Raw genomic sequence first — 23,530 nt, forward strand, 5'->3', positions numbered from 1 at the left:
GTCAGCTGTCGATCATCTGCGCCGCTTGCCGGGTTGCCTGGCTGGTGCGCGTGGCCAGCTTGCGCACTTCATCGGCGACCACTGCAAAGCCCCGCCCGGCTTCACCGGCGCGCGCAGCCTCGATGGCAGCGTTCAAGGCAAGCAGGTTGGTCTGGCTGGCGATGCCCTGGATGGTGGCGACGATATGGGTCAGCTTACCCAGGGTCTGCTGCATCACCTGGTGCTGTTGGGCCTGCTCCTCGCGGAGGGTGCTTTCTTCGTGGCGGGCATGAATGTCAGTTATCGCCCCGACTACCCGCAGCGGCGCACCATCCTGGGCACGGCGGGTCTGCCCACGGCCGCGGAACCAGCGGTAGGCGCCGCTTTGGTGCTTGAGCCGGTACTCCACATCGAATGGTGTGCTACCGCTGCGATCGTCAACATGGGCGACAAATGCCGCGATAGCACGGGCACTGTCATCGGGGTGCAGGCGAGAGGTCCAGCTTTCCAGGGTGTTCGGGAATTCTTCAACGGTGCTGCAGCCCAGTAACCTGCGCATTTGTGACGACCACCAGATGGTGTTGTTCGGGTTGGCCGGGTCGCCGGCCACCACTTCGATATCCCACAGGCCGTCGTGGAGCATCTCACGGGCAATCTCGAAGCGTTTGGCGGCCAACTCCACCTGCTGGATGTGCAAGTGTTGTGCATGGATGTCGCGCAGCGTGCCCGTCATAGTGATCGCGACGCCTTGTGCATCGCGCAGCGAATTGCCGCTGACCCGACACCAACGATAGTCACCGCCAGCGGCAAGCTTCATCCGCACGTCCAGCGCGAACGGTGTGCGCCCGCTGCGGTCGGCAAGGTGCCGGGCCAGTGCCTGCAGATGAAGTGGTCGATCAGCCGGATGCAGTTGCTCGCTCCATTGACCCAACTGGGCCAGCCGGGGTGCCTGCAGCGAGGCAGAGCCGGTCCACTCCATCGCGCACTCCGCTGCCGGTGGGGTGGCGACAAGGGTGTGCAGTTGCCAGAACAGTTGATCGGCCCCCTGGGTAACCTCGGTCCAGCGCGTCTGCAGTTGCCGCACGACGTCCTCGCGCTCAGCCAGTCGCTGTTCAAGCTCGCTCACCTGCGAGGCTAGCGCACCGGCCTGTTCCTTGAGTGTTCGCCGCTCGTGCAACAACTGATCAACGCCCGCCAGAATGCGGCGCAAGAGCGGGTGACTCGACGACAACGGTGCGCTAGGTTGATCGGGCCGGTCGAGGCGGTCGGCGAGCGGCGCCAGTACCCAGCGGCTGGTGCGGTTGAAGAACAGCATGCAATACCTCCAACTAGAAAACGGCATCAGCCGGTAATGACTGCGTTTTGCTGGCCGACAAGGCCCGGCTGTCAAACGCGCTCGCCCCTGGCAACCTTGCCCAGGCCAACGGACCGATGGCGATTTCTTCTGCACTCAGCAGGCAATGGTCGAGTTCGCGTTGCAGTGTCTGGGTATCCAGGTCCTGGCCAATGAACACCAGCTCCTGACGGCAATCGCCGACGATGCTGTCCCACTTGGCCATGATGCCCTGCAAGCGATACTTGTCCTGCGGCCACTGTGACGGGTCGATGAAGTTCCACCAATGGCCAACGTAGTCCCATTGAAACTGCTGGCCGCTGTGCACCAGCAAGGCGATCTCGCGGTGGTGGCTGGCAAGCCAGAAATAACCTTTGCTGCGCAGAAGACGGCCGTTGCGCCAGGGCCGTGCGAGAAAATCAAGCAAGCGTTGCGGATGGAATGGGGCACGCGCTCGGTAGACCCATGACGTCACGCCATAGGTCTGCGACTCGCCGGCCGGGGTGTCGTGCGTGTCCATCTGTTTCATCCAGCCGGGCGCTGCGGCAAGGCTGGGCAAATCGAACAGCTGAGTGCCAAGGATGCTCGACAGGGCGACGTTGCCGGCCACCATCGGCAGGATCTGTGCGCCTGGATTGAGCCCGGCGAGAACTGCCTGCAGGGCTTGGTATTGCGTCTCATCGACCAGGTCGCGTTTGTTGACCAGAATCACGTTGGCATACTCGACCTGCTCGATCAGCAGATCGGCCAGCGGGCGTCTGGTGTTATCCGTGGCGACGGCGGCCCGCGCGACGGTTCCGGGTGAGTCGAGCATGGCCATGAACTGGCTGGCATCGACCACCGTCACCAGCGTATCCAGCCGCGCCAGTTCGCTGAGGCTGAAACCGTTGGCGTCGAGAAAGGCAAAGGTTTCGGCGACTGGCATCGGCTCGGAAATCCCGGTGGACTCGATCAACAGGTAATCGAAGCGCTGCTGGCGCGCCAGCGCGCTGATCTGCTCAAGCAGGTCGGCGCGCAGAGTGCAGCAGATACAGCCGTTGCTCATCTCTATCAATTCATCCTGGCCACGATACAGCGCAACGTCGCGCTGGACCTGGGCGGCATCGATGTTGACCTCGCTCATGTCATTGACGATAACCGCCACCTTCAGGCCCTGGCGGTTGCGCAGGATGTGGTTGAGCAGGGTGGTCTTGCCTGCGCCGAGGAAGCCTGAAAGGACCGTCACCGGCAGCCGGCCTGCCTGGGCGCCGGCACTCATGCGCGCACCACTCGCGGGCTTTCGACCCTGTCCAGATAGCTTTCGAACAGGTCTACCACCACCAGGCCGTCGTCTGCGGCACCGCCCCACAGGTCCTGCACGCGGAACTCGACATGGTAGGTCGGTTGATGCGCAGCGCTCTTGTCGCCATGGCCAATCGCGTCCGGAAACGGCCACTGTTCAGTGGTCCGGTGCAGCACTACGCCTTGCTTGCCGCGCACGTACGCAGGCATGCGCACATGCCCGGCCACGTACTCATCGCGTACGATGACCCGGTCGCCCACTTCAAAAGGCGCGCGCCCGGTAATTGCAGCACGCCCTTGCGCATGAGCGGGGTTGGCCAGCTTGAAGTGCGAGCCGAGTGTTTCATCCAGTTCGGCCTGGGTAATCACGCCTGTTTCGACCAGCAGCGTGGCAGTGGCGATCACATAACGTTCGTAGTATTCGGTGCCGACATGCTGGCGCACGTCAATGCGTTCGACGGCATGACGTATTTCGTCGACGCTGAACTTGTTCAGGTGGTCGACGCCGATGAACATCAGGCTGTAGGCCAGGTGTTCCCAGTCTTGCTTGAATACCTGCTTGTAGCTCAGGCTGTTGATGCGGTGGGGCACTTTGCCAAAGCCCTGGAAACCGCCGAGATCGTGAAAGCCATCCATATTGAACACTCCGGAAGGTGAATGGGGTTGGGCGGTCTTGCTCAGCCAACGCGGGGCAGGGCGACGCCGATCAGCACGTCCTTGGTGACCAGTTGCCGCAACTGCTCTTCGCTCATATGCTCTGAGCCCGCTGGCCGTTGCGGCAGCACCAGGTAGCGGCTTTCAGCGCTGGTGTCCCAGACCTTGACCACCATGTCGCCGGGCAACTCGGTGCCCAGCTCGCGCAATACCGTGCGCCCCTCCCGGACCAACCGCGCACGGAACTCGAAGCCCTTGTACCACTCAGGCGGCAGGCCCAGCACCGGCCAGTTCGTGCAGGAGCACAGGCTGCAGACGATCACGTTTTTCAGCTGCGGAGTGTCTTCCAGGGCGACGATGTATTCGCCCTGTGGACCGGTGAAGCCGAACTGGGCGCAGGCGGCCGTAGCGTCCTTGAGCAGCAGCTCGCGAAACTGCGGATCGACCCAGGCCTTGGCGACGATGCGCGCGCCGTTTTCCGGGCTCCAGCCGTGTTCCATCAGCTGGGTGAGCTGTTCGATGTAACCCTCGGGGATGAGGTCTTTGCGCTTGAGCACTGCAAACAATGCGCGCGCCCGCTCTCCAGGAGTTGAAGTTGCCGTCATGGGATTACTCCTCTCGTCCAACACGGTTGTTGAAATCTGTTGTTGTGCCAGTTGTTTTTTTGCAGGGGCGCAGCGCCTGCTGCCTGGGTCACAGCGTGCGCCAGTCCACCGCGGCCTCGAACGCTGCCGCTGCCTGATAGATCGTGCCTTCGGCATAGTGCTTGCCGACCAGCATCAGCCCGACCGGCAGGCCATCGACCAGGCCGCAAGGGATGGACATGGCCGGGTGACCGGTGATGTCTTGTGCGGCGGTATTGCCGAGCATCTCCAGCGCGCGCGCGACACTCTCGGTGATCGAGCAACCTGGCGCAGGCAGCGGCTGGGCGGTGATGGGCACGGTTGGCATTACCAGCAGGTCGTAGCGCTCCAGCGCCTTGTCGTAGCCCGCGCGAGCGAAACGGGCGAGGTTCTGCGCCTTTGCGTAGTAACGGCCGTGGTAGTGCTCCAGGCCAAACTGGCCGACCAGCATGCACAGCTTGAGCGAGGGCGACAGGGCGTCGGCCTGGGTTCGCCAGCCGGCCTGCTTGTCGAGCAAGGCGACGTCATACAGGCCCTTCCAGTTAAAGCCCGCGCCGTTGCCGTGCATCATCTGCATGGTCAGGCCTTCGCAGCCGATCGGGCTCCATAGCGAGCCCGCCAGCGTATGCTCGGGAACCGATACTTCCTCGACCACTGCGCCCAACGCCTCGAAGCGAGCGATGGCGCTGCGCACCTTTTCGCCAACGCGCTGATCAAGGTTAGCGAGCTGGAACCCTTGCTGGAGGATGCCGATACGCAGCCCGCGTACACCGCGCTCAAGGTAGTTGGCATAGGTATCAACCTCGGGCACGCCCTGGCGTGGGTCAAGGCCGTCGGCACCGGCCATGACTTCGAGCATGAGCGCGTTGTCGCGCACGTTGCTGGTCATCGGGCCGACATGGTCGAAGGTGGCCTCGATCGCCATCACCCCGGTATACGGCACCAGCCCGAAAGTCGGCTTCATGCCATAGATGCCGCACCACGCTGCGGGAATACGCGCTGAACCGCCCTGATCGCCGCCCACCGCCAGGTCAACTTCGCCCGCAGCCACCAGGGCGGCGCTGCCCGACGAAGAGCCGCCGGTGCTGAAACCAGGGCGCAATGGGTTGTGCACGGGTGCCGGGTCTGAGGTGTGGCTGGCGCCGGACAGGCAGTAGTGCTCGCAAGTGGCCTTGCCGAGGATGGTCACCCCGGCGTCGAGCAAACGCGTAACCACGGTGGCATCGAATGACGGTACAAAACCGGCCAGTGGCGCGGCACCGTTCATCATCGGCACGCCCGCCAGCGAGATGTTGTCCTTGAGTGCGACCGTTTTGCCGAGCAGTTTGCCGGTGCTGGCGCCCATTACCTCGGTACGGTAGTACCAGGCGTTCAACGGGTTCTCCCGGCTGGAGGGTCGGTAACCCGCAGTGCGCTCGTAGCGCACCAAGGGGATGAAGTCCGGCAGTTCGTCAACCAGGTCATAGGCGTCGAGGCTTGCCTGCATAAGCGCCAGGTATTCGCTGGCTTGTTCGGGGGTCAGCTGCATGTGCAGGCGGCTGGCGAGGGCCTGCAACTGTTCGAGCGTCGGGCGGATGATGGCCATGGGGTGTCCTGTTTCCGGTGGCAGGCCGCAGGGGCCGATAAATGACTGTTCGAGAGGCTCGCCGCGGCTGGCCCTGGTAACAAGCTAGCGCCAGCGCGCGAGCGGCACTTGGTTGAGCAGGACAGTCGCTTTGTTGAGCAGGACTGCGTTGCGCCAAGTGGGGTGCGTCCTGAATGTGGCCGGGTGGGTTTACGGTTCCAGCTTGGGCACGGCTGCCTGCTCAGCCGAATCGGTGCGTCCGGGCCACACTACGCCGACGCTTTTCATACCTTTGGCCGGGTCCATCGTGGGGTTGGCCAGTACCACATCGCGGTAGGAAGGGCTGCCGATCACGGCAGGTTTGAACTTGACCATGAACTCGTTGACCTCCTTGCGCAGCTCCGGTGGCAGGTTGTAGTCGTTGTAGCACTCCTCCAGGCAATCCAGCGTGGCTTGCCAATGAACCTCGGTAAGCCCCATGCCGCGGTGTGCGGTAACCATGTCCCGGCCGCGGTACTTGGCGTTGCCACCCCAGTGTTGCGAGAGGAAGTCGACGAAGTTGATGTGTTCCTTCTGGAAGGTCGACTCGGACATATGTGCCCAGATATGACCGATCGCCGGGTGGGCCATGGTCTTGCGCAGTACCGCGCCGGCGAACTGGTAGATAGCGTCGTAGCCGCCAAGGCGGGTATACAACGAGGGCTGCTGCTCAGTGGTTGCCTGTTGATCAGTCATGTACTGGTGCTCCGTATCTGCTGGGGGGGCTTGCTGGTGCCGTCGGGCCTGGGGTTAAAAGACCCGCACGTACCTGAGGTTGAGGCGGAAGTTTTCCTTGGGGCCGTTTTCTACCGCGAGGTCACGCCCCAGTTGCACTTGCAACTGGTCCTTGGCGGTGAAGAACTTGTTCGCGGTGACGCGGAAGTTGGTGGTTTCGGCGCGGTCGTCCTGCGCCGTTCCGTCAATCTGGTTTTCCCCGCCCCAGGTGTGACCGAGGCCAATTGCCAGTGAAGTGCCTGGGTCGACGATGTAGCGCCCCATCAGTTGCGCCCCGTAGGAAACCTCCTGTTCACGGCGCGCAGAGCTGGAGCCGAAGTCGTCGTTGTCGCTGTACCAGATGGCATCACCGACCAGGTCGACAGCCCATTTTTCGCCCAAATGTTTGACGTAGGCGGCCTGCAGATCGACCTTCCAGCGGTTCTCGCCAAGGTTGAGCGCGTCGTCGCGGTTGTAATTGCCAGTGGGTGCGGTGAGGTAAACGGTGGCGCCAAGGATGTCGTTGGCATCGTTCAAGCGGTACTTGAGCGGCGCCGTCAGGGTGAGGTCACCGACGCCGCTGGTGTCGCCCAGGGCTGAGGCATCGCCGCTGCTCGATACGCGGCCGAACGGCAGCAGAAATTGCGGCTCCAGGGTCAGTCGATCAGTCAATTGATAGACGTGCAGCAGCCGCAGGATGCCGACGTTGGAGGTCAGTTTGAAATCGGAGCTGACTTTGTGGCCGTTGGCGTAAGCGCTGTCGGTGGTGGAGTGTTGGTAATAGACCACACCGATCGTTGCACCCACCGGCAGCGCTTCATAATCACCCGGATCAACTTCGAACGCTTGCACACACACGCTTGGCACGGCTGCCGCGAGCATCAGGTAACGGAGCTGTTTCATGGACAGAGGTCCTTTATTCTGGGCAAAAAGAGCCCCACTGCCGCAGGGACGGCAGGTGAGGGGCTAAACGTGGAGTTGGGGGCTAGTTGGAACTGACTTTTGCGTCGCGCAACATGCCGGTGTGTGGGTGGCAGTTGATGTATTCGAACACCTGGCTGCTTGCATCCGACACGGAGACTTCGTGATAGAGCCGCAACTTCTCGAGCCCTGCCGCTACCCGAAAGAAGGTGACGAAAATACGCAGATGGGTGGGGTGCGATTCCGCCCAGCGTTCGAGTTTCTCCAGTGAACGCCAGTGGCCGATGTTGTAACTCATGTCGAGTAGATTGCCGTCAGCGTCGATATTGCGTACAAAGCGATTGCTGTAACAGCCCAGCGGCTGGCCGTTATCGCGCAGAAAATCCATACCATCCTGCAAGGTCGGCAAGATTTCATCCAGGTACAGCGAGCGCTCAGCCGCTTCTGCCGCTGCCCAGTCCTGGCCTGAGCGAATCAAGGCGATATTGTCATGGCCGATCACCACTACCCGACCGCCTTTGGCAGGGTCGCCAGCCACGACTCGCAGTTCGCCGTTTGGGTTCATCCAGTCCGTTTGCGACACCGGGAAACGGTCGCGCATCGAGCCCCAGTAACCGTGTTCCTCGATTTCGCCACTGGTGGTGTCCATGATCGCCCCGACCCCGGGCAAATCGTTCTGGAACGCATACAGCGTCTCGAACTGCTCGGCCCGCGGCGCGGTGATTTCGCGGTAGTAACCAAGGCCATCATTCAAGCGTTGCGGCGAACTCCACCAGCCATCCACCTCAGGCGAGCGTAACCAGCGGCAGTAAGCGCCGGCATCTTTCCAGTAGCCGACGATCATCAGGTTGTCGTAGCCACTGCTGTCGGTGTGGTGCGTCAGGTCGTGAGTCAGCGGGCCGCCACTCAAGCTAAAGCTGCCGAGAATCTCGCGCATCGCCTGTAAGGCCCGCTCACGCTGGCTATCTCCCCGGTACTGCACCCCCAGATAGGCCATCACTACTTGCTTCAGCTGCTCATCAGCGCGGCCGACCCACATCGGGAAGGGCGGCTGGTAATCATCAGGCACCCGGCGCGATAACGTGCGCGGGCACATGAGGTGTTTATCGATTGCAGATTCCATCACAGGCTCCTTGTTATTTTATGTTCAGAACACGCTCAGCTTTGCCTGGTGCGTTTGCCAGCCGGGCGCGCAGTGCACACGCCGCCCACTCGAGCACCCACGATAAAAACTCTTCGGGCGCCAGGTCGCGCCTATGCAGCCACCTGAACTCGTCGGCGATTCGCTGTTGTTGTAATTGCATGGGCTACCTCGTCAGCGCAGTTGCTGGAAACAACGTGAGGTCAAAATTAGGGAGGACTGAGCAACGTCGCTTTGTTCGCAAGGACAATCGTTTGGTTGGAAACGACAGCGCCGTAACACCCGCTTGAGCACGAACCGCGATGGTGCAGCGTCCAGGGAAAAGCAGCATTTTTGCCCCGAAATGGGGAGCGATATGGGAGGTTTTGGAAAGCGCCTGTTGGCGCTATAAGGACGAAGGCTGAGATGGCCGCAGCATGGACCAGCGAATACCGCTGGCGTGAATATTGCCTACGCGAACTTCTGTAACAGTGCCCCTTTTTCAAGTTGCCACATGAAGGTGAGCGCCATCATGGCTGAGACCAATCACTATTCGACCCTTGCCGTTTCGCCATCCCGTCGCTTTGATTACTGGCGGGAGGTGGTCTGCCGCCATTGTTTGTCGGCAGACAGCAAACCCTCGTCGCAGAGCAACTTCGAGGGTGCGCTGCAGGTCAACGGCATCGGCCCTTTGGATGTCACGACGCTGTCGTCGCCGCTGCACCACTGGGTGCGCTCCGAGCAGCACCTGCGCAGCGACCCCGCCGAAGACATATGGTTGGGTGTCACCCTCGACGGCTACGGCGAAATTGAACAACACAACCGCAAGGCCAGGCTCACGGCCGGCAATGTGTTTCTTTACGACGCAACCCAACCGTTTCGATTCAGCCTGGGTGGTACCGAAAACCACCTTATCCGCATCCCCCGGCCGCTGCTCGCACAGCGCGTCCCGCACATCGCTGACATCACCGCGCTGGTACTGGAAGAGGGGCGCCCCGGAGTGATCCCGCTGCGGCAGATGATTGGCCAAGCGGCCAGTTCTGCGCCATTGCTGCAGGACGAAGGCGTCTCTCGGCGGTACTCCAACACCATCGTCGACCTGCTGGTGCTCAGCCTTGAGTTGCAGGACCTGAAGACTACCCATCGAGAACTGGATCTTTATGGGCGAATCATGAACTACATTCAACGCCATTTGACTGAGCCGGAGCTGTCAATCGAGTCGATTGCCCTGGCACATCACGTGTCGACACGGACGGTGACACGTGCGTTTGCCCGGCATCAGAAGTCACCGGTTGCCGAGATCTGGAAGGAGCGGCTGAATGCTAGTCGCGCAGCGATTGAGTGTGGGCAGGTAAGGAGTGTTTCGCAGGCGGCGTTGGAGTATGGCTTTTCGGACTTTTCGCATTTTAGCCATGCGTTTCGCAAGGCGTTTGGAGTGGCGCCGCATTCGTTGTTACGGCGCAGTAGGGGGTGAGAATTGAAACCTGCGGTTGGCCATGCTCTGTGCGAAAAACCTGACCCCCTATCTAAAGGATCAGGTTTAGCATGACTTACAGGCCCAGTTCACTCAGACCTGGGTGATCATCCGGACGGCGACCCAGTGGCCAGTGGAACTTTCGCTCGCTTTCCTTGATGGGCATGTCGTTGATGCAGGCAAAGCGGCGATGCATCAAGCCGTCGGCTTCAAATTCCCAGTTTTCGTTGCCGTAGGAGCGGAACCAGTTGCCCGAATCGTCGTGCCACTCGTAGGCGTAACGGACGGCGATGCGGTTGTCGGTGAAGGCCCAGAGCTCTTTGATCAAGCGGTAGTCCAGTTCTTTCTTCCACTTGCGAGTGAGGAAGTCCCGAGCTTCTTCACGGTTGTTTGCAAACTCGGCACGGTTACGCCATTGGGTGTTCACCGTATAGGCCAGCGCAATCTTTTCCGGCTCACGGGTATTCCAACCATCTTCGGCAAGTCGGACCTTTTCGATGGCCGATTCGCGAGTGAAAGGAGGAAGTGGCGGACGAGCGTGTTCGTTGGACATGGTGGTGCCTCCAATCTTTTGGATGGTTCAGTTGAGTGGGTATTTCTTTAACTTAAAGCGCTTGCGCGCTGCACATCTTTGAGCAAGACCTTTGCGATTTCTCGTGCACTGTCGAGCGCGCTGTGATCACCCATGACGTGGGCCACGGTTATCGTGCCCTCTATAATCAAAAGAAGTTGCTTGGCCAAGCCAGTCGGATCGTTAACACCTAATGCGCTGGTCAGTTCTAGCGTGTAGTCCAGCAGCTTTTGTTTATGCAGTTTTGCGATCTGTCGAACAGGGTCGTCTGCGTCACCCACCTCTCCGGCGGTGTTGATAAAAGCACATCCACGAAAACCGTCAGACGCGAACCAACTTTTGAGTGCATCAAAAATGCCAAGGATGCGCGCTTCTGGCGTTTGCGCTTTTTCGCATTCACTTCTGAACCACGTCATCCAACGTATATCGCGTGCATTGAGTGCCGCTGCTGCGACCTCGTCTTTATTCGCAAAATAGCGATAAATACTTTTACGTGCGACGCCCGAGGTCTTTACCAACAGGTCCATGCCCGTGGCGTGAATCCCGTTTTCGTAAATCAGCTTCTCGGCAGTCGCCAGGATTTTTTCGCGTGTGTCAGTCATTGGCTTATCCATGTAGCCAGAGTAGAACGATCGTTCTCCCTGGTCAAGCAGCGCTTGAAATTATTCGATTGCGTGCAAGCGGGGTGCCGGCGTGCTTTCGATCAGGGCCGCTGGCTTCCCGCTGATCAGTCGCGCTCCAGTTCGGCGAAGCGGCTGGACAACCAGGCGTGCAGGTGCCTTACCGCAGGCGACAACTGCTTGCGGTGCGGGCACACCAGGCTCAAAGGCATGGTCGGCCCGGGGTAGTCCTGCAATAGCACGACAAGTCTTCCCGCCAGCACATCGTCGCTCACATCCAGCCACGACTTGTAGGTTATCCCTTCGCCGCCCACGGCCCAGCGCCGGGCAATATCGGCGTCGTCGCAGAGCAGGGCACCACGCACCTGGACGGTCTGCGTTCCCAGTTGCCACTTGTCGTAGACCCGGCCCTGTTGCATGTACAGCAGGCACTGGTGTTCGAGCAGATCTTCGGGGGCTTGCACGGTGCCTTCGCGCGCAAGGTACTCGGGCGAGGCCACCAGTACCTTGCGGTTCCAAGGTGCCAGTGGCAGGGCTACATAGTTGGCGTCGGCGTTCAGGCCATAGCGGATGGCGATATCCACCGGATCGCGGAACAGATCGGCGATCTGGTCGGAGAGGAAGAAGCGCAGGTTCAACTGGGGATGCTCTCGGCGAAACGCCGTGAGCCAGGGCAGCAGCACGTTGCGCCCCAGATCGGAGGGCGCGGCTACCTGCAACGTTCCGCTGAGCTGGGCGCTTTCCTGACGCAGGTTGTCGCGCCCGTGCCTGAGGGCTTCCAGGGCAATCAGGGCCGAGGGCAGGTACTGCTCGCCTTCGGCCGTGAGGCGCAAGCTGCGCGTGGTGCGGGCAAACAATCGCACATCCAGCTCACGCTCCAGGCGCTTGACTGCTTCGGCCGCCTGGCCGGGTAGCAGGTCGGCCTCGCGGGCCGCCGCGGTAAAGCTGCCCAGCGCGGCGCTGCGAACGAAGATGCCCAGGTCGTCGAGACGGATCATTATCACTCCTGCAATGAAAGTGTTGATGGGCAGGGCCCGTTTTTCCCGGACGCCTGGCACGCCAGACTCAATGCCAAATCAAACCACATTCAGCAGCGAGTGCCCATGAAAGCGATCAGTTTCATCCACAAAGGTTTGCCTATCGAAGACCCTGCGTCTCTTCAAGACATCTTCATGCCCAAGCCCAGCCCTGGGCCCAGGGACCTTCTGGTCGAGGTCAACGCCGTGTCGGTCAACCCCGTCGACACCAAGGTGCGCGCCGGCACTTTCACGCGTGAGCCGAAAATACTCGGCTGGGACGCGGCCGGTATCGTCCGCGAAGTCGGGGCCCAGGTGACCCTGTTCAAGCCCGGAGACCAGGTGTACTACGCCGGCTCCATCGCCAGGCCCGGCAGCTACAGCGAATATCACCTGGTTGACGAACGTATCGTCGGGCATCAACCGCGTAGCCTGGGTGCAGCACAGGCAGCCGCGCTGCCGCTGACGGCCATCACCGCCTGGGAACTGCTGTTCGATCGCTTGGGCATCGTGGAGGGCGGCGGGGAGGGCGATGCCCTGCTGATCGTTGGCGCTGCCGGCGGCGTCGGTTCAATGCTGGTGCAGTTGGCCCGGCAACTGACCCGCCTGACGGTTATCGGCACGGCCTCCCGCGCCGAGACCAGCAGCTGGGTACGCGAACTGGGCGCCCATCACGTCATCGATCACAGTGCGCCGCTGCAAGGGCAGCTGCAGGCCTTGGGGATCGAGTCAGTCAGCCATGTCGCCAGCCTTACCCATACTGATCAACACTTTGCGCAACTGGTTGAAGTGCTGCGACCACAAGGTCGCCTGGGGGTGATCGACGACCCGCAGACCCTGGACGTCATGCCGCTCAAGCGCAAGTCGCTGTCGCTGCACTGGGAGCTGATGTTCACCCGCTCGCTTTACGAAACCGACGACATGGTGCGCCAGCACGAGCTGCTCGAGCGCGTGGCCGGGCTGATCGACCAAGGCATCCTGCGGACCACCCTGGGCGAGCATTTCGGCGCCATCAATGCCGCCAACATGCGCCGTGCCCATGCGCTGGTCGAGAGTGGCAAGGCGCGCGGCAAGATCGTCCTGGAAGGCTTCTGAAACCTGTTTGACCGACAACGGCGGACTGGTCGATCCGGTCTGCCAGGCGCATGCATGCTTGAACGAACCGTGTTTCTCTGCGCCGCGCAGATTCCCGGCGCTACGCCCGGTGAAACGCATGCACACATTGAAGCAGGCACTACCGTGCCTGCTCTTTGCAACTGACCAGGAGCTTGATGTGAACCGACAAGATTACCCCCTCGTTTCCCTCGCCATCCTCAAGGCCAAACCAGCCCAGGCACCAACGCTCAAAGCGGCCTTGCTGGCGTTGATCGAACCGACTCGGGCGGAGCCCGGTAACCGCGACTACATGCTGTTCGAACGTCGTGACGAGCCAGGGACGTTCTACATGCGCGAGGCGTTCGATAACCAGCAGGCCCTGGATGCGCACCTGACCACTGCTCATTTCCAGCGGTTTGCCGAGCAGGCTGAACAGCTGCTGGCAGAGCCCTTGCAACTGATCTTCCTTGACCCGGTGTCATCTGCCGTTGTGCCCAGTCCCTGAGGCAGGCCAGGCAATGCGACCCGCCCTGGGGCACTGTTACCTCGACCGATGTGGATGGCTGTTCTCGAGGACGTTGGCGCCAGTTTGCGAGTGGGTCGCCATTTCACTTTCAAGGACGCCGCTGAACTTTCGTTGCCGGCTGATTGATGCTGGGTTTTTCTGAGCGTACGGCGCGGTGTTCAAACAGACTTATCAGGGTGCCTGTAATTGCAATCAGCGCCAGCATGAATAATCCGATGTCCAAATTTTCCATGGTCTCGTCCTGCGGGTTGATAGGTACAGGTTGACACTATTTCTTGGCACGGCGGGTCATGCCATACGCCGTAAAGCCACGGCCATGGCCCCGCCAAGTACCGCCATGGCCAGCAGCAGCGCGGGGAACGTCAACCACCAGGGCAGGCCGACGGTCATCATGCTGAACTCCGACATGCCGCCGATGCTGGCGAGCAGGTTCAAGGGCAGGAACACCACATTGATCATGGTCAGGTTGCGCAGCGCGTGGTTCATGCCGTTGTTGGCCAGGTTGCCGCGGGCCTCGATCAGGTTGGTAAAGACCTGGGCATGGATCTTCGCCTGCTGGTAGCTTTGCTCGTTTTCGATGATCAGGTCATTCAGCATTTCCAGTTGTTCGGGCCCGAAGCCGTGTTTCTGGCCATGGCTGCGCAGCAGGGCTAGCACGGCGCCATTGCTTTGAATGGCGTTGACGTAATACACCAGGCTTTCGCTCAGGCTGTACATCTGCACCAGGTGCTGGTTGTCCATGGACCGATCGAACTGCAGCTGGATTTCGCGGGCCACCTGCTTTACCACCCGCAGGTGGCCCAGGTAGTGATGCACGCTCTCAGCCAGCATCGCCATCAGCACATCCAGCGGGGTGCTCATGCCGGCCTGCCGGTCTACCCCGGCGAGTAGCGAGTTGGCGGCGCAGATCACCACCAGGCGCTTTTCGCTGAGTACAACGCCGAATGACGAGACATTGAATACCCGGCCATCAAAGCTTTCCGGGCGCTTCCAGATCAGGAACAGGTGATCGGGCTTGATCTCGATACGCGCCACTTCATCCGGGTCCAGGGAGGACTCCAGCGACTGGGCGCTGACCCCCAGGCACTTGCACAACCGGGTTTGCTCCGCGGCGTCTGGCGCGACACACAACCATACGCTGGCTCGTTCCTCGGGGGCTTCAAGAAGCGCACCGTCTACGGCGAGGTAGTGTTCGATCATCGTTTACCAGGCCTGGCCGAGGTGTTTACGTTCAAGCCGCTGCACGAAAGCCTGCAGCACTCGCTGGTAAAGCGCGTTACCCAGCACGGCGTCTTCGGTGCCAGCATCGAGGTTGGGGTTGTCGTTGACTTCGATCACCAGTACGCGGTCGCCGGTCTGCTTCAGGTCCACACCGTACAGCCCTTGCCCGATCAGCCTGGCAGTGTCGACGGCCAGCTTTACGACTTCGGGCGGTGCCTGTTCCACCGGGACCGCGCGGCACAGGCCGTTGACTTCGCCGGCCTGGGCCTTGTGGTTGTAGATCTGCCAGTGGCCCTTGGACATGAAGTACTGGCAGGCGTACAGCGCCTCACCGTTGAGTACGCCGATACGCCAGTCGTATTCGGTGTAGCAGTACTCCTGGGCCAGCAACAGTACCGAGTGTTCGAACAACTCCTGTGCCGCCGAGGCCAGTGCCTGGGCGTCGGCGACCTTGATCACGCCTTTCGAAAAGCAGCCGTCGGGAATCTTCAACACCAGTGGAAAACCGAGGCGCCGGCCCACAAGCTCGAGCTCCTGCGGGCGGTCCTTGTACAGGATTTCCGTGGCCGGTGCGCCGAGGTTGTGGCGTTTGAGCAGATCGGCGAGATACACCTTGTTGGTGCAGCGCAGGATGGAGGAAGGGTCGTCGATCACCACCAAGCCTTCGCTTTCGGCCTTTTTGGCAAAACGGTAGGTATGGTCGTCCACCCGCGTGGTCTCCCGAATGAACAAGGCGTCAAATTCGGCCAGGCGTGCATAGTCCTTCTTTTCGATCAGCTCTACATCGATGCCCAGCTGTTTGCCGTTTTCGATGAACTGCTCCAGCGCCTCAGGATTGGAAGGTGGCAGCGCCTCGGCCGGGTCATGCAGAATGGCCAGGTCGAACCGGGCCAGGCGTTTGGAGGCGGGCTGGCGCCACGTCCGGCGGTTGAAGGCATCCAGCGCGTCGGCAAACAAATGCTGCTGCTCATCCCGCAGTTTGTGCAGCGCGCCGGCCTTGATCCCGTCGATCTGCCAGGTGTCACGCCTGCGAAACTCCACCAGCAAGACAGGGCAGGGGAACGACTCGAACAGCTGTCGGCCGATATCCTGAAGGGGTTCAATGGCGGTCCGCCCGAAATACAAGGTGAGGGTGAAGGCCTCGGTGCTGCCATAGGGGTGATCGGCCAGGGCTCGCTCCAGCGTGCGTTCCAGGTCATCCAGCCCCACGCCATAGAGCGCCTTGCGGGTAAGCTCGCTGATGGTTCGCACCGACGGGAACACCTTGTGGCCCCGTGCCTCGGCGAGCAGCGAGCAGTAGTAGCCTTGCCCCAGATACTTGTAGCTGCGGCACAGGTTGATTACCTGCGTACGCCTCGCAACGTCGTCGCTGTGTTCAAAGTAATCCTGGGCCAGCATCAGGCTCTCGCTGGGAAAGTAGCTGGCCCAGTCTTCCTTGCGCTCCACCACGATCAACAAGCGGTTACCGGCGCTCCGCTTACTGGGCGGCTCCTCGGAGAGGGTTATTGTGGAAACGTCGGTTTTGGCCAATACTTCGGCCACGTTGGCTTGCACCGCTGACATGAGTATTCGATCCCTGTTGAAGAAGACGCCCCTTCAATAAATCACGGGTTTCCCGACCTGTCCCGGTTCGTTACTCAAACATTACGGTGTTGCCATGGCTTTTGATTTTCGCTTTGCATCGGTGGCCGATATCGATGCGCTGGTTGCCCTGGAGCAGGACTGTTTCACCCTCGACCGCCTGAGCCCGCGTAATTTCAACTGGATGGTGCGACGCGCCAATGCCAGCCTTATTGTCGCTGAACAACAGGGGCATCTGGCGGGCTACGCGCTGCTGCTGTTCCATCGCGGCACGTCACTTGCCCGTCTGTATTCAATTGCCGTAAGCCCGGCCTGGCGCGGCCATGGGTTGGGCCAGCAGTTGCTGGAGCAGGCCCAGGCAAGTGCGCTGGAGCGTAATTGCGCCTGGCTGCGCCTGGAGGTGCGCGCGGACAACCCTGCGGCCATCAGCTTGTACGAAAGCAATGGCTATCAACGCTTCGCTGTGGTTGAGAACTACTACGAAGACCACAGCCAGGCGCTGCGTTTCGAGAAGCGTATCCTGCGCAGCGCTCCGCCCCCTGCACGGCAAGTGCCGTACTACGCGCAAACGACCGAGTTCACCTGCGGAGCGGCCTGCCTTTTGATGGCCATGGCTGCGGTCGAACGGGGGCGGGCCATGCACCGCAGCGAGGAAATTCAACTGTGGCGAGAAGCGACCACCATCTTCATGACGGCGGGGCACGGCGGTTGCAGTCCGCAGGGGCTTGCACTGGCGGCCTGGCGCCGCGGGTTCGAGGTGTGCATGGTGGTCAGCCAGCCTGGATCGCTGTTCCTCGATGGAGTACGCAGTGCTCAGAAAAAAGACGTAATGCAATTGGTCGAGGACGGCTTTGCCGGGGCGTTGGCCGAAACCGACGTGCATCAGGTGCTGGCGCCCGGCCTTGATGTGCGGTCAGCGTTGCAAGACGGGTTCAGGCCGGTGGTGCTGATTAGCAGCTACCGTTTCACTCGTCTGAAAGCCCCGCACTGGATCTTGGTCACGGGTTGCGATGACGAATTCGTGTACCTGCATGATCCTGATGTGGATCACAGCCGCCAAAAACGCATCCTGGACTGCCAGCATCTGCCAGTAAGCCATGCCGAATTTCAGCGCATGAGCAGTTTCGGCAGGCAGCGGGTAAGGGCCGCTGTGCTGTTGCGCGGGCGATAGAACGGCTGTGCAGGTGGGTATGTATGGCATGGGCATGGAGTGAACATGAATAGTGCTCCGGATGGGATCGCATGCCGGAGCACTTTGCGCTTCAAGCGTGAAGCAATGCCTCGAGCTGGCCCTTGCGGTCAAGACGGGCCAAGTCATCGAAGCCGCCGACATGCACCTTGCCAACAAATATCTGTGGGACAGTTCGGCGCTGGGATCGCTGCATCATTTCCGCCAGGTGCAGGGGTGACGTTTCAACGTTGATTTCGTCAGGGGTGATGCCCTTGCTCGACAGCAGTCGCTTGGCGCTCAGGCAGTATGGGCAGTGCGGGGTGGTATAGATAGTCACAGGGCTCATGGCGGTTACCCTCCTAGTTTGCCGATGGCGGAAAGTCGATATCGGTAGCGGCGATGTTGTTCAGGTAGTTGGTCAGGGTTAACAGCGTGACCTGTGCCACCACCTCCACGATCTTGCTATCAGTAAGACCTGCCTCACGCGCGGCAGCGATCTGCTCGTCACTCAACTGGCCGCGCCTTGCCGTGATCTGCTGCGCCAGTGCGGCAACCGCGCTGAGTGTGCCGGCTCGGGCTTGGCTTACGGCCTCATCGTTCAAACCCGCCTTGCCGCCGAAGAAGGTGTGTGCGGCCAGGCAGTAGTCGCACCCGTTGATTTCCGAGGTGGCGAGGGCAACGACTTCACGCTCGGCGGCGCTCAGTGAGCTTTTACCCAACGCTTGGGCGAGGCCCAGGTAACCATTGAGCGCGACCGGAGCGTGCGCCAGGGTCCTGAATGCGTTGGGAATGAAGCCGAGACCTTTTTGAATGCCTTCGAGAGCTGCGCGCGAGCCAGTAGGGGCCTGGTCCAGCGAGAGAGCGGTAATTCGAGTCATGGTCGTTCTCCAATAGGTGTATTAACCGGCTTGTCTATCAAGCGCGGAGTCCATACTAGAGAGGCAGACTTTTCTTTCGGCTTCAGATCGTCGAAGTTATGCAACAGATCGTCTAAACCTGAGTGCGCTATGGACCGATTGTCGACACTGCTTAAGCACTTCAACCTGCACGCTAGCGCGTTTCACCAAGGTGGGTTCTGTGGAACGACCCACCTTGGGCAACACAGTGTCGGCCACGCCCATCTGTTGCGCTCGGGGCGTCTGGCCCTCAAGGACAAGCGTGGCCAGCGAATCGAGTTGACCGAACCCACCCTGATTCTGGCGGTGCGCCCGCAGGAGCATCACTTGCTGGCCACCGACGCCGATGAAGCGGAGTTAGTGTGCGCCACCCTGCAGTTCGATGGCGGCGCCAACAATCCGCTGACCCTGGCTTTGCCGGACTTCATCATCAAGCCCCTTGGCGAATTGCAAGGCCTTGATGGCACCCTTGACTGGCTGTTCGAAGAAGCCTTTGGAGATGAGTGTGGTCGTGATGTCATTCTCAATCGCTTGTTCGAGCTGATGATCATTCAGCTGCTTCGCCACCTCATCGCCAGCCGCAGCATCGCCTCGGGAATGATGGCGGGTCTGGCCAACGCTCAGCTGTCTCGCGCGCTTGTGGGGATCCACGATGAGCCGCAGCGCAATTGGTCCGTGGCGGAACTGGCGAATCTTTCGGGCATGTCGCGGGCAAGCTTCGCTTCGCACTTTCGCGAGATCGTGGGTATTACGCCTGCGGACTACCTGGCGAACTGGCGCATCAGTTTGACGCAAAAACGTCTTCGCGAAGGGCGCCCCATTGCCCTGATCGCCGATGAGGTCGGCTACGAAAGTCCTTCTGCGTTAGCCCGAACCTTTCGCCGCAAGGTGGGCGCGAGCCCGAAACAATGGCTGCAGCAGGGGACGGTGTGACGCCTGGTCGACCGACGTGTACGCCAGGCAATGAGCGAGGTCCTGCGCCCCATCGGGGTGGTTTATACGTTCTCCCGAAGAAAATCGATGAACGCCATCGTCCTTGCCGAGCGGCGTCGCTCACGGCTGAACACGGCGCTGACCGGCAGCGCGGTCGTCTGGTATTCGTCGAGCAGGCTACACACGCTACCCTGCTCGAAGTCTGCAGCAAACAGCCATTGCGGAGACAGGGAGATGCCCAGGCCACCGAGGACCATTTCACGGATGGCCTCGCTGTTGTTGCTGGTGAAGTTGCCTTTGATTGCAACCTCAAGTGCTTCGTCACGACGGGTGAAGTGCCAGCGGTCGTAATGCTCAAGCAAGGTGAAGGCGATGCAGTTGTGGCCTGCCAGTTCGGCGGGCTCGCGTGGCTGGCCATGGCGATCGAGATAGGCCGGTGCAGCATAGACTCGCCGTGTGCTGGTGCCCAGGGGCACGGCCACCAGCCCCTCGCTCTTCACCACGCCAATGCGGATAGCCAGGTCGATGTTTTCCATGAGCAGGTCTTCGTTGTAATCGTTCAGGCGCAGGTCGATCTGCACATCGGGGTGGCGCTGTAGAAAAGCCCCGATCAGGGGCGCTATGCACAGCCTCCCATAGCTGACCGGTGCGGCTATTCGCAGGGGGCCGGCGATCTGCTCCTGGCCGCTGGCGAAGCTGCGTGTTGCATGCTCCAGCTGGCTGAGAATCTCCTGGCAGTGGCTGTAGAAGCGTTGCCCTTGATCGGTGAGGGCGAGGTGCCGGGTGCTGCGGGCGAACACGGCTCCGCCCAGGTACTGCTCCAACGCACGGACCTGCTTGCTGATTGCCGGCTGCCCCATGTTCAGCTCCCGAGCCACTGCGGAAAACGAGCCACGCTCCACGACGCGCACGAAGATGCGCATGCTGTCGAACAGGTCCATCGCTATTGGGCCTCTTTGGGGAATAAGTAATATCCAAATTTAGTTTCTTATCGGAATGAGGACGACGGTGCAACCTGTAAGCGTCCACTCATTCAGAGGTTCCCGTCATGAATCAGACCATGCTTGCCGCTATCGCCGAATCCGCCCAGACCCCGCTGGTCGTGCGCCACATCGCCCGCCCTGTGCCCGGTAAGGGACAGGTTTTGGTGCGGATTCACGCCGCCGGGGTCAACCCGCTCGACACCAAGATTGCGATCGGTGCAGGTGCTCACGCCCGCCAGGAGTTGCCGGCCGTGCTTGGCCTGGATCTCGCCGGGACCGTCGTCGAACTGGGCGAGGCGGTTGCTGGTTTCACGCCTGGCCAGGAGGTCTTCGGTATGGCCGGCGGCATCGGCGGCGCCCAAGGCACCCTGGCCGAATACATCGCCGTGGATGCCAGGCTGATTGCATCAAAGCCGCATGCACTCGGCATGCGTGAGGCTGCCGCGCTGCCGTTGGTATTCATCACCGCTTGGGAAGGTCTGGTAGATCACGCCAATGTTCGTAGTGGTCAGCGTGTGTTGATCCATGGCGGCGCAGGTGGCGTCGGCCAAGTTGCGGTGCAATTGGCCAAGGCTCGCGGTGCCGAGGTCTACGCCACCGGTTCGGCGGGCAATCTCGACTTCATTCGCGCGCTGGGGGCCACGGCGATTGACTATCAGACGCAGCGTGTAGAGGCCTATGTCGAACAATATACGGCCGGGGAAGGTTTCGACATCGTTTATGACACCGTCGGCGGCAGCACGTTGGACGCGTCATTCAAGGCAGTAAAGCCTTATACCGGGCACGTACTCAGCTGCCTCGGTTGGGGCCAGCACAGTCTCGCGCCTTTATCCTTCAAAAGTGCCACCTACTCGGGCGTATTTACCCTGGCACCGCTGCTAACCGGCAAGGGACGCGAACACCATGGAAGTATCCTGCGCGAGGCTGCCGTTCTGGCCAATGCCGGGCAACTGGCGATCCGGGTGGACCCGCAACAGTTTGCATTGGATGAGGTCAACGACGCATTCCGACAGGTCGCGGAAGGTCGCGGCAGGGGCAAGACGGTTATCCAGTTGGTATGTGAATAGTCTCCCGAGCTTTATTAATCAGCAATTACCTGCCAGAAATGCCCGTTTCCAGCCTTGGCTGGCCTTCACAAACAACTGCCAAAGGGGGACATGGCAAGTGATCATGAAAGTTGTTCCTTGATGTGAGGGGCTTTGTTCCAGGCGGTGCCGGCGGCCGGTCAAGCTGGCCGCAATCGAAGTGGTGACTTTGTCGCTACTGTCGGGAGGAAGGGGAGTGCCAGAAGAATCGATCATTCACGCGTGGTTATACCGGCATGAAGCAGCGCCGCGATAATGAAAGGCGCCTTTTTCTCTAGATACTCAGCCATCCCACCCGTATTGATCGACTCCAACTGAAGCTTCAGCGTTTCATACTGTTGGCGGATCGAGGCATCGCGCCTAAGCAAATCTCTGAACCCCAGCATCTGAGTGATCGTCAGGTGGTCGCGGGTACAAACATGGAGCTTGTGCGTGCGAATCCCATCCACATTGCGCCGGTAGAAATGATGGCCCTCTGACAGATCACTTCCCCGTACATACCCCAGAGCCATCAACACCTCGTCCCGCGTCGAGGTATTGCGATGCGCGTGAACCTCAATGAGCACATCGAGTTCGGGCTTCGCCGCCAGCCCTGGGACAGACGTGCTTCCAACGTGGTGGACAGCAATCAGTTCAGCGTCAAATGCCGAGGCAATGAGTGGCTTGTCTGTCAGGAAGCGGGCGGGCCATGTGGGATCGTAGGGGGCAATCTTGCTGGTCAGTGCCATGTCCGTTCCTTGGCGATAAATCCTCGAGGCGCCGGATTGTCCACCAAGGCGTGTGCTTTTGCCACCGACTTACAGGTCAATCACTGTCGCCGAGATGTGTCTTCGGAATCCGGGCGATTCACGCTTCAACACCCGCATATCGATAGACCGTCGCACTCCAATACTGGCTGCCGTTACGCGTTTGGTGTTTCCATCCGTCTGCCATCAGGTGCTTGGAGATCATCCGATTCATGAAACCATTACCGAACAATGGCTGTGACTCGTTTTGGCTGGCCGTGGCGCATCAGGATTATTTCCCCGCTCACAGCAGGCTGCCTTTTTCAAACCCGCCATGATCACGGTACCACGCCAAGGTGTCGGCGATTGTCAGCTCGAGTGCCCGGAAACTCAGTCCAAGCTCCTGTTCACTCTTGCGGTGGTCGAAACGGGTGCGGTCCTGCTCTCGTACCAGTAGACGCAACGTGGCCATGCTCAGCAGAATGGGTCTGCCGGTCAGGCGCGCATAGATCTCCTGCACAGCCGCCAAGGTGTATAGAAAGGGCAGCGGTATTTGTCGAGCGGGTGTCTTGACGCCCGCGATGCATCCTAAAACAGGCATCAGTTCGCGCATTGTCATATGTCGACCCGCCGCGAGATAGCGCTCACCTCGGCGCCCATGTCTGGCTGCGGCAATGTGTGCCAATGCCACATCACGGGCATCGACAATGGAAAAACTGCCAGGGATCAACCCGGGCAACTTGCCCTGAACCACATCGTTGACCAATTGCCCCGACGAGGTTGGGCCAATGTCGCCAGGCCCCCACATCCAGCCAGGCAAGACCATACAGGGATGCATCTGGGGGTGGCTCTCCAGGAACGACAATACGACACGGTCAGCGAGGATCTTGCTGCGGTAGTAGTCATCGGCGTCGGCCCTCAGGCAGTTCTCCTCTATGGGGGGAAGCAAGGAAACACTGACCGCCGTGGTAAGCGTCACGCCTGGAAATTGCCCGAGTTCGGCATGTCTATCTACGGCGCTACCAAAGCCTTCGTGCTGTTTCTGTCTCAGGGGCTGAGTCAGGAGCTGTCACCCAAGGGCGTGTACGTGCAAGCGGTGCTGCCAGCAGCGACCCGTACCGAGATCTGGGCGCGGGCCGGCATTGACGTCAACACACTCCCGGAGGTGATGGAGGTCGGTGAGCTGGTCGATGCTGCACTTGTCGGTTTCGACCGTCGCGAGTTGGTAACCATCCCGCCACTTCATGTTGCCGAGCGCTGGGATGCACTGGAAGGTGCACGTCAAGGGCTGATGTCTGACATTCGACAAACCCACGCGGCTGAACGATATCAGCGCCCACTGAACGCGTGATTGTGTACGAATGATCGAATTCGCGGCCTCCGCTTCCCTATGAAACCAAGGCGA

Annotated in this window: 23 protein-coding genes and 5 pseudogenes; 7 read left to right on the top strand and 21 right to left on the bottom strand. The window is 60.6% G+C overall.

All coding sequences use genetic code 11. From position 1 onward, the window contains the following. Positions 1-10: 10 nt before the first annotated feature. The 9 genes and pseudogenes from ACTJJN_RS10665 to oxdA form a co-directional block, all read right to left on the bottom strand. Positions 11-301 (bottom strand): annotated as a pseudogene (locus tag ACTJJN_RS10665) (methyl-accepting chemotaxis protein); the annotation flags it as partial. Beyond that, positions 296-1,321, bottom strand: a pseudogene (locus ACTJJN_RS10670) (PAS domain-containing protein); the annotation flags it as partial. The pseudogenes ACTJJN_RS10665 and ACTJJN_RS10670, both read right to left, overlap by 6 nt. Beyond that, positions 1,308-2,570, bottom strand: a complete 1,263-nt coding sequence (locus ACTJJN_RS10675) for a GTP-binding protein (RefSeq protein ID WP_014756481.1) — start codon at positions 2,568-2,570, stop codon at positions 1,308-1,310. The pseudogene ACTJJN_RS10670 and the gene ACTJJN_RS10675, both read right to left, overlap by 14 nt. After that, complete coding sequence (gene nthB, locus ACTJJN_RS10680; RefSeq protein ID WP_017147646.1) at positions 2,567-3,229, bottom strand: nitrile hydratase subunit beta; 663 nt, start codon at positions 3,227-3,229, stop codon at positions 2,567-2,569. The genes ACTJJN_RS10675 and nthB overlap by 4 nt, the downstream gene beginning before the upstream one ends. Positions 3,230-3,270: 41 nt before the next feature. Beyond that, complete coding sequence (gene nthA / locus ACTJJN_RS10685; RefSeq protein WP_014756483.1) at positions 3,271-3,852, bottom strand: nitrile hydratase subunit alpha; 582 nt, start codon at positions 3,850-3,852, stop codon at positions 3,271-3,273. A gap of 88 nt (positions 3,853-3,940) precedes the next feature. Next, the gene (locus ACTJJN_RS10690; RefSeq protein WP_440781240.1) at positions 3,941-5,455 is read right to left on the bottom strand and encodes an amidase; all 1,515 of its coding nucleotides are present in this window, start codon (positions 5,453-5,455) and stop codon (positions 3,941-3,943) included. A 189-nt stretch (positions 5,456-5,644) separates the two neighbouring features. Next, positions 5,645-6,169: a group I truncated hemoglobin gene (locus ACTJJN_RS10695; protein ID WP_014756485.1), complete on the bottom strand. Its 525-nt coding sequence runs from the start codon at positions 6,167-6,169 to the stop codon at positions 5,645-5,647. Between the two features lie 54 nt (positions 6,170-6,223). Beyond that, positions 6,224-7,090, bottom strand: coding sequence for a transporter (locus tag ACTJJN_RS10700; RefSeq protein ID WP_014756486.1), 867 nt, complete (start codon positions 7,088-7,090; stop codon positions 6,224-6,226). A gap of 82 nt (positions 7,091-7,172) precedes the next feature. Further along, positions 7,173-8,231, bottom strand: a complete 1,059-nt coding sequence (gene oxdA / locus ACTJJN_RS10705; RefSeq protein WP_440781241.1) for an aliphatic aldoxime dehydratase — start codon at positions 8,229-8,231, stop codon at positions 7,173-7,175. A gap of 529 nt (positions 8,232-8,760) precedes the next feature. Between oxdA and ACTJJN_RS10710 the strand changes: the two genes are divergently transcribed. Continuing rightward, positions 8,761-9,702 carry a helix-turn-helix domain-containing protein gene (locus tag ACTJJN_RS10710; RefSeq protein WP_012052486.1) on the top strand — a complete coding sequence of 314 codons (942 nt, stop codon included), beginning with the start codon at positions 8,761-8,763 and terminating at the stop codon, positions 9,700-9,702. Positions 9,703-9,778: 76 nt separating this feature from the next. Here the strand turns inward: ACTJJN_RS10710 and ACTJJN_RS10715 are convergent, their stop codons facing one another. From ACTJJN_RS10715 to ACTJJN_RS10725, 3 genes are all read right to left on the bottom strand, one after another. Further along, a complete protein-coding gene (locus ACTJJN_RS10715; protein WP_004576685.1) occupies positions 9,779-10,255 on the bottom strand; it encodes a nuclear transport factor 2 family protein in 477 nt (158 codons plus the stop codon). 47 nt (positions 10,256-10,302) lie between these two features. Next, positions 10,303-10,887, bottom strand: coding sequence for a TetR/AcrR family transcriptional regulator (locus ACTJJN_RS10720; RefSeq protein ID WP_047604926.1), 585 nt, complete (start codon positions 10,885-10,887; stop codon positions 10,303-10,305). Positions 10,888-11,000: 113 nt separating this feature from the next. Next, entirely contained in the window at positions 11,001-11,891 is an 891-nt protein-coding gene (locus tag ACTJJN_RS10725; protein WP_017147641.1) for a LysR family transcriptional regulator, read from the bottom strand. 105 nt (positions 11,892-11,996) lie between these two features. Here ACTJJN_RS10725 and ACTJJN_RS10730 point away from each other — a divergent pair, with 105 nt between their 5' ends. Further along, positions 11,997-13,004: a zinc-binding alcohol dehydrogenase family protein gene (locus tag ACTJJN_RS10730; protein ID WP_161774485.1), complete on the top strand. Its 1,008-nt coding sequence runs from the start codon at positions 11,997-11,999 to the stop codon at positions 13,002-13,004. 118 nt (positions 13,005-13,122) lie between these two features. Further along, the gene (locus tag ACTJJN_RS10735; protein WP_221100116.1) at positions 13,123-13,509 is read left to right on the top strand and encodes a putative quinol monooxygenase; all 387 of its coding nucleotides are present in this window, start codon (positions 13,123-13,125) and stop codon (positions 13,507-13,509) included. Positions 13,510-13,618: 109 nt separating this feature from the next. On the opposite strand, the gene ACTJJN_RS10740 is transcribed toward ACTJJN_RS10735, so the two are convergent. From ACTJJN_RS10740 to ACTJJN_RS10750, 3 genes are read right to left on the bottom strand one after another with little or no spacing between them, the layout of a single operon-like run. Continuing rightward, positions 13,619-13,762, bottom strand: coding sequence for a hypothetical protein (locus ACTJJN_RS10740; RefSeq protein ID WP_167398623.1), 144 nt, complete (start codon positions 13,760-13,762; stop codon positions 13,619-13,621). Between the two features lie 56 nt (positions 13,763-13,818). After that, on the bottom strand, positions 13,819-14,730 hold the full coding sequence (locus tag ACTJJN_RS10745) for a magnesium transporter CorA family protein (protein WP_221100115.1): 912 nt from the start codon (positions 14,728-14,730) through the stop codon (positions 13,819-13,821). A 3-nt stretch (positions 14,731-14,733) separates the two neighbouring features. Continuing rightward, a complete protein-coding gene (locus ACTJJN_RS10750) occupies positions 14,734-16,314 on the bottom strand; it encodes a RimK family alpha-L-glutamate ligase (protein WP_003248192.1) in 1,581 nt (526 codons plus the stop codon). A gap of 94 nt (positions 16,315-16,408) precedes the next feature. Between ACTJJN_RS10750 and ACTJJN_RS10755 the strand changes: the two genes are divergently transcribed. Then, entirely contained in the window at positions 16,409-17,503 is a 1,095-nt protein-coding gene (locus ACTJJN_RS10755; protein ID WP_064490613.1) for a GNAT family N-acetyltransferase/peptidase C39 family protein, read from the top strand. A 91-nt stretch (positions 17,504-17,594) separates the two neighbouring features. Here the strand turns inward: ACTJJN_RS10755 and grxC are convergent, their stop codons facing one another. Further along, positions 17,595-17,849, bottom strand: a complete 255-nt coding sequence (gene grxC, locus ACTJJN_RS10760) for a glutaredoxin 3 (RefSeq protein ID WP_010953858.1) — start codon at positions 17,847-17,849, stop codon at positions 17,595-17,597. A gap of 13 nt (positions 17,850-17,862) precedes the next feature. Beyond that, positions 17,863-18,381 carry a carboxymuconolactone decarboxylase family protein gene (locus ACTJJN_RS10765; RefSeq protein ID WP_064490612.1) on the bottom strand — a complete coding sequence of 173 codons (519 nt, stop codon included), beginning with the start codon at positions 18,379-18,381 and terminating at the stop codon, positions 17,863-17,865. Positions 18,382-18,510: 129 nt separating this feature from the next. On the opposite strand from ACTJJN_RS10765, the gene ACTJJN_RS10770 reads away from it, so the two are divergent. Then, a complete protein-coding gene (locus tag ACTJJN_RS10770) occupies positions 18,511-19,332 on the top strand; it encodes an AraC family transcriptional regulator (RefSeq protein WP_014756497.1) in 822 nt (273 codons plus the stop codon). Positions 19,333-19,394: 62 nt separating this feature from the next. Here ACTJJN_RS10770 and ACTJJN_RS10775 read toward each other — a convergent pair whose 3' ends face one another. Then, positions 19,395-20,273 carry a LysR family transcriptional regulator gene (locus ACTJJN_RS10775; protein WP_440781242.1) on the bottom strand — a complete coding sequence of 293 codons (879 nt, stop codon included), beginning with the start codon at positions 20,271-20,273 and terminating at the stop codon, positions 19,395-19,397. A gap of 107 nt (positions 20,274-20,380) precedes the next feature. On the opposite strand from ACTJJN_RS10775, the gene ACTJJN_RS10780 reads away from it, so the two are divergent. Beyond that, positions 20,381-21,382 carry a zinc-dependent alcohol dehydrogenase family protein gene (locus ACTJJN_RS10780; RefSeq protein WP_088512151.1) on the top strand — a complete coding sequence of 334 codons (1,002 nt, stop codon included), beginning with the start codon at positions 20,381-20,383 and terminating at the stop codon, positions 21,380-21,382. 230 nt (positions 21,383-21,612) lie between these two features. Here ACTJJN_RS10780 and ACTJJN_RS10785 read toward each other — a convergent pair whose 3' ends face one another. From ACTJJN_RS10785 to ACTJJN_RS10795, 3 genes and pseudogenes are all read right to left on the bottom strand, one after another. Then, positions 21,613-22,128, bottom strand: coding sequence for a GrpB family protein (locus tag ACTJJN_RS10785; RefSeq protein WP_012052477.1), 516 nt, complete (start codon positions 22,126-22,128; stop codon positions 21,613-21,615). Positions 22,129-22,246: 118 nt separating this feature from the next. Beyond that, positions 22,247-22,378, bottom strand: a pseudogene (locus ACTJJN_RS10790) (histidine phosphatase family protein); the annotation flags it as partial. Between the two features lie 51 nt (positions 22,379-22,429). After that, a pseudogene (locus tag ACTJJN_RS10795) lies at positions 22,430-23,062 on the bottom strand (oxidoreductase); the annotation flags it as partial. A 54-nt stretch (positions 23,063-23,116) separates the two neighbouring features. On the opposite strand from ACTJJN_RS10795, the pseudogene ACTJJN_RS10800 reads away from it, so the two are divergent. Beyond that, positions 23,117-23,476, top strand: a pseudogene (locus tag ACTJJN_RS10800) (SDR family NAD(P)-dependent oxidoreductase); the annotation flags it as partial. Positions 23,477-23,530: the final 54 nt, after the last annotated feature.

The organism is Pseudomonas sp. 22515 (assembly GCF_052044625.1).
Taxonomy (GTDB): Bacteria; Pseudomonadota; Gammaproteobacteria; order Pseudomonadales; family Pseudomonadaceae; genus Aquipseudomonas; species Aquipseudomonas alloputida.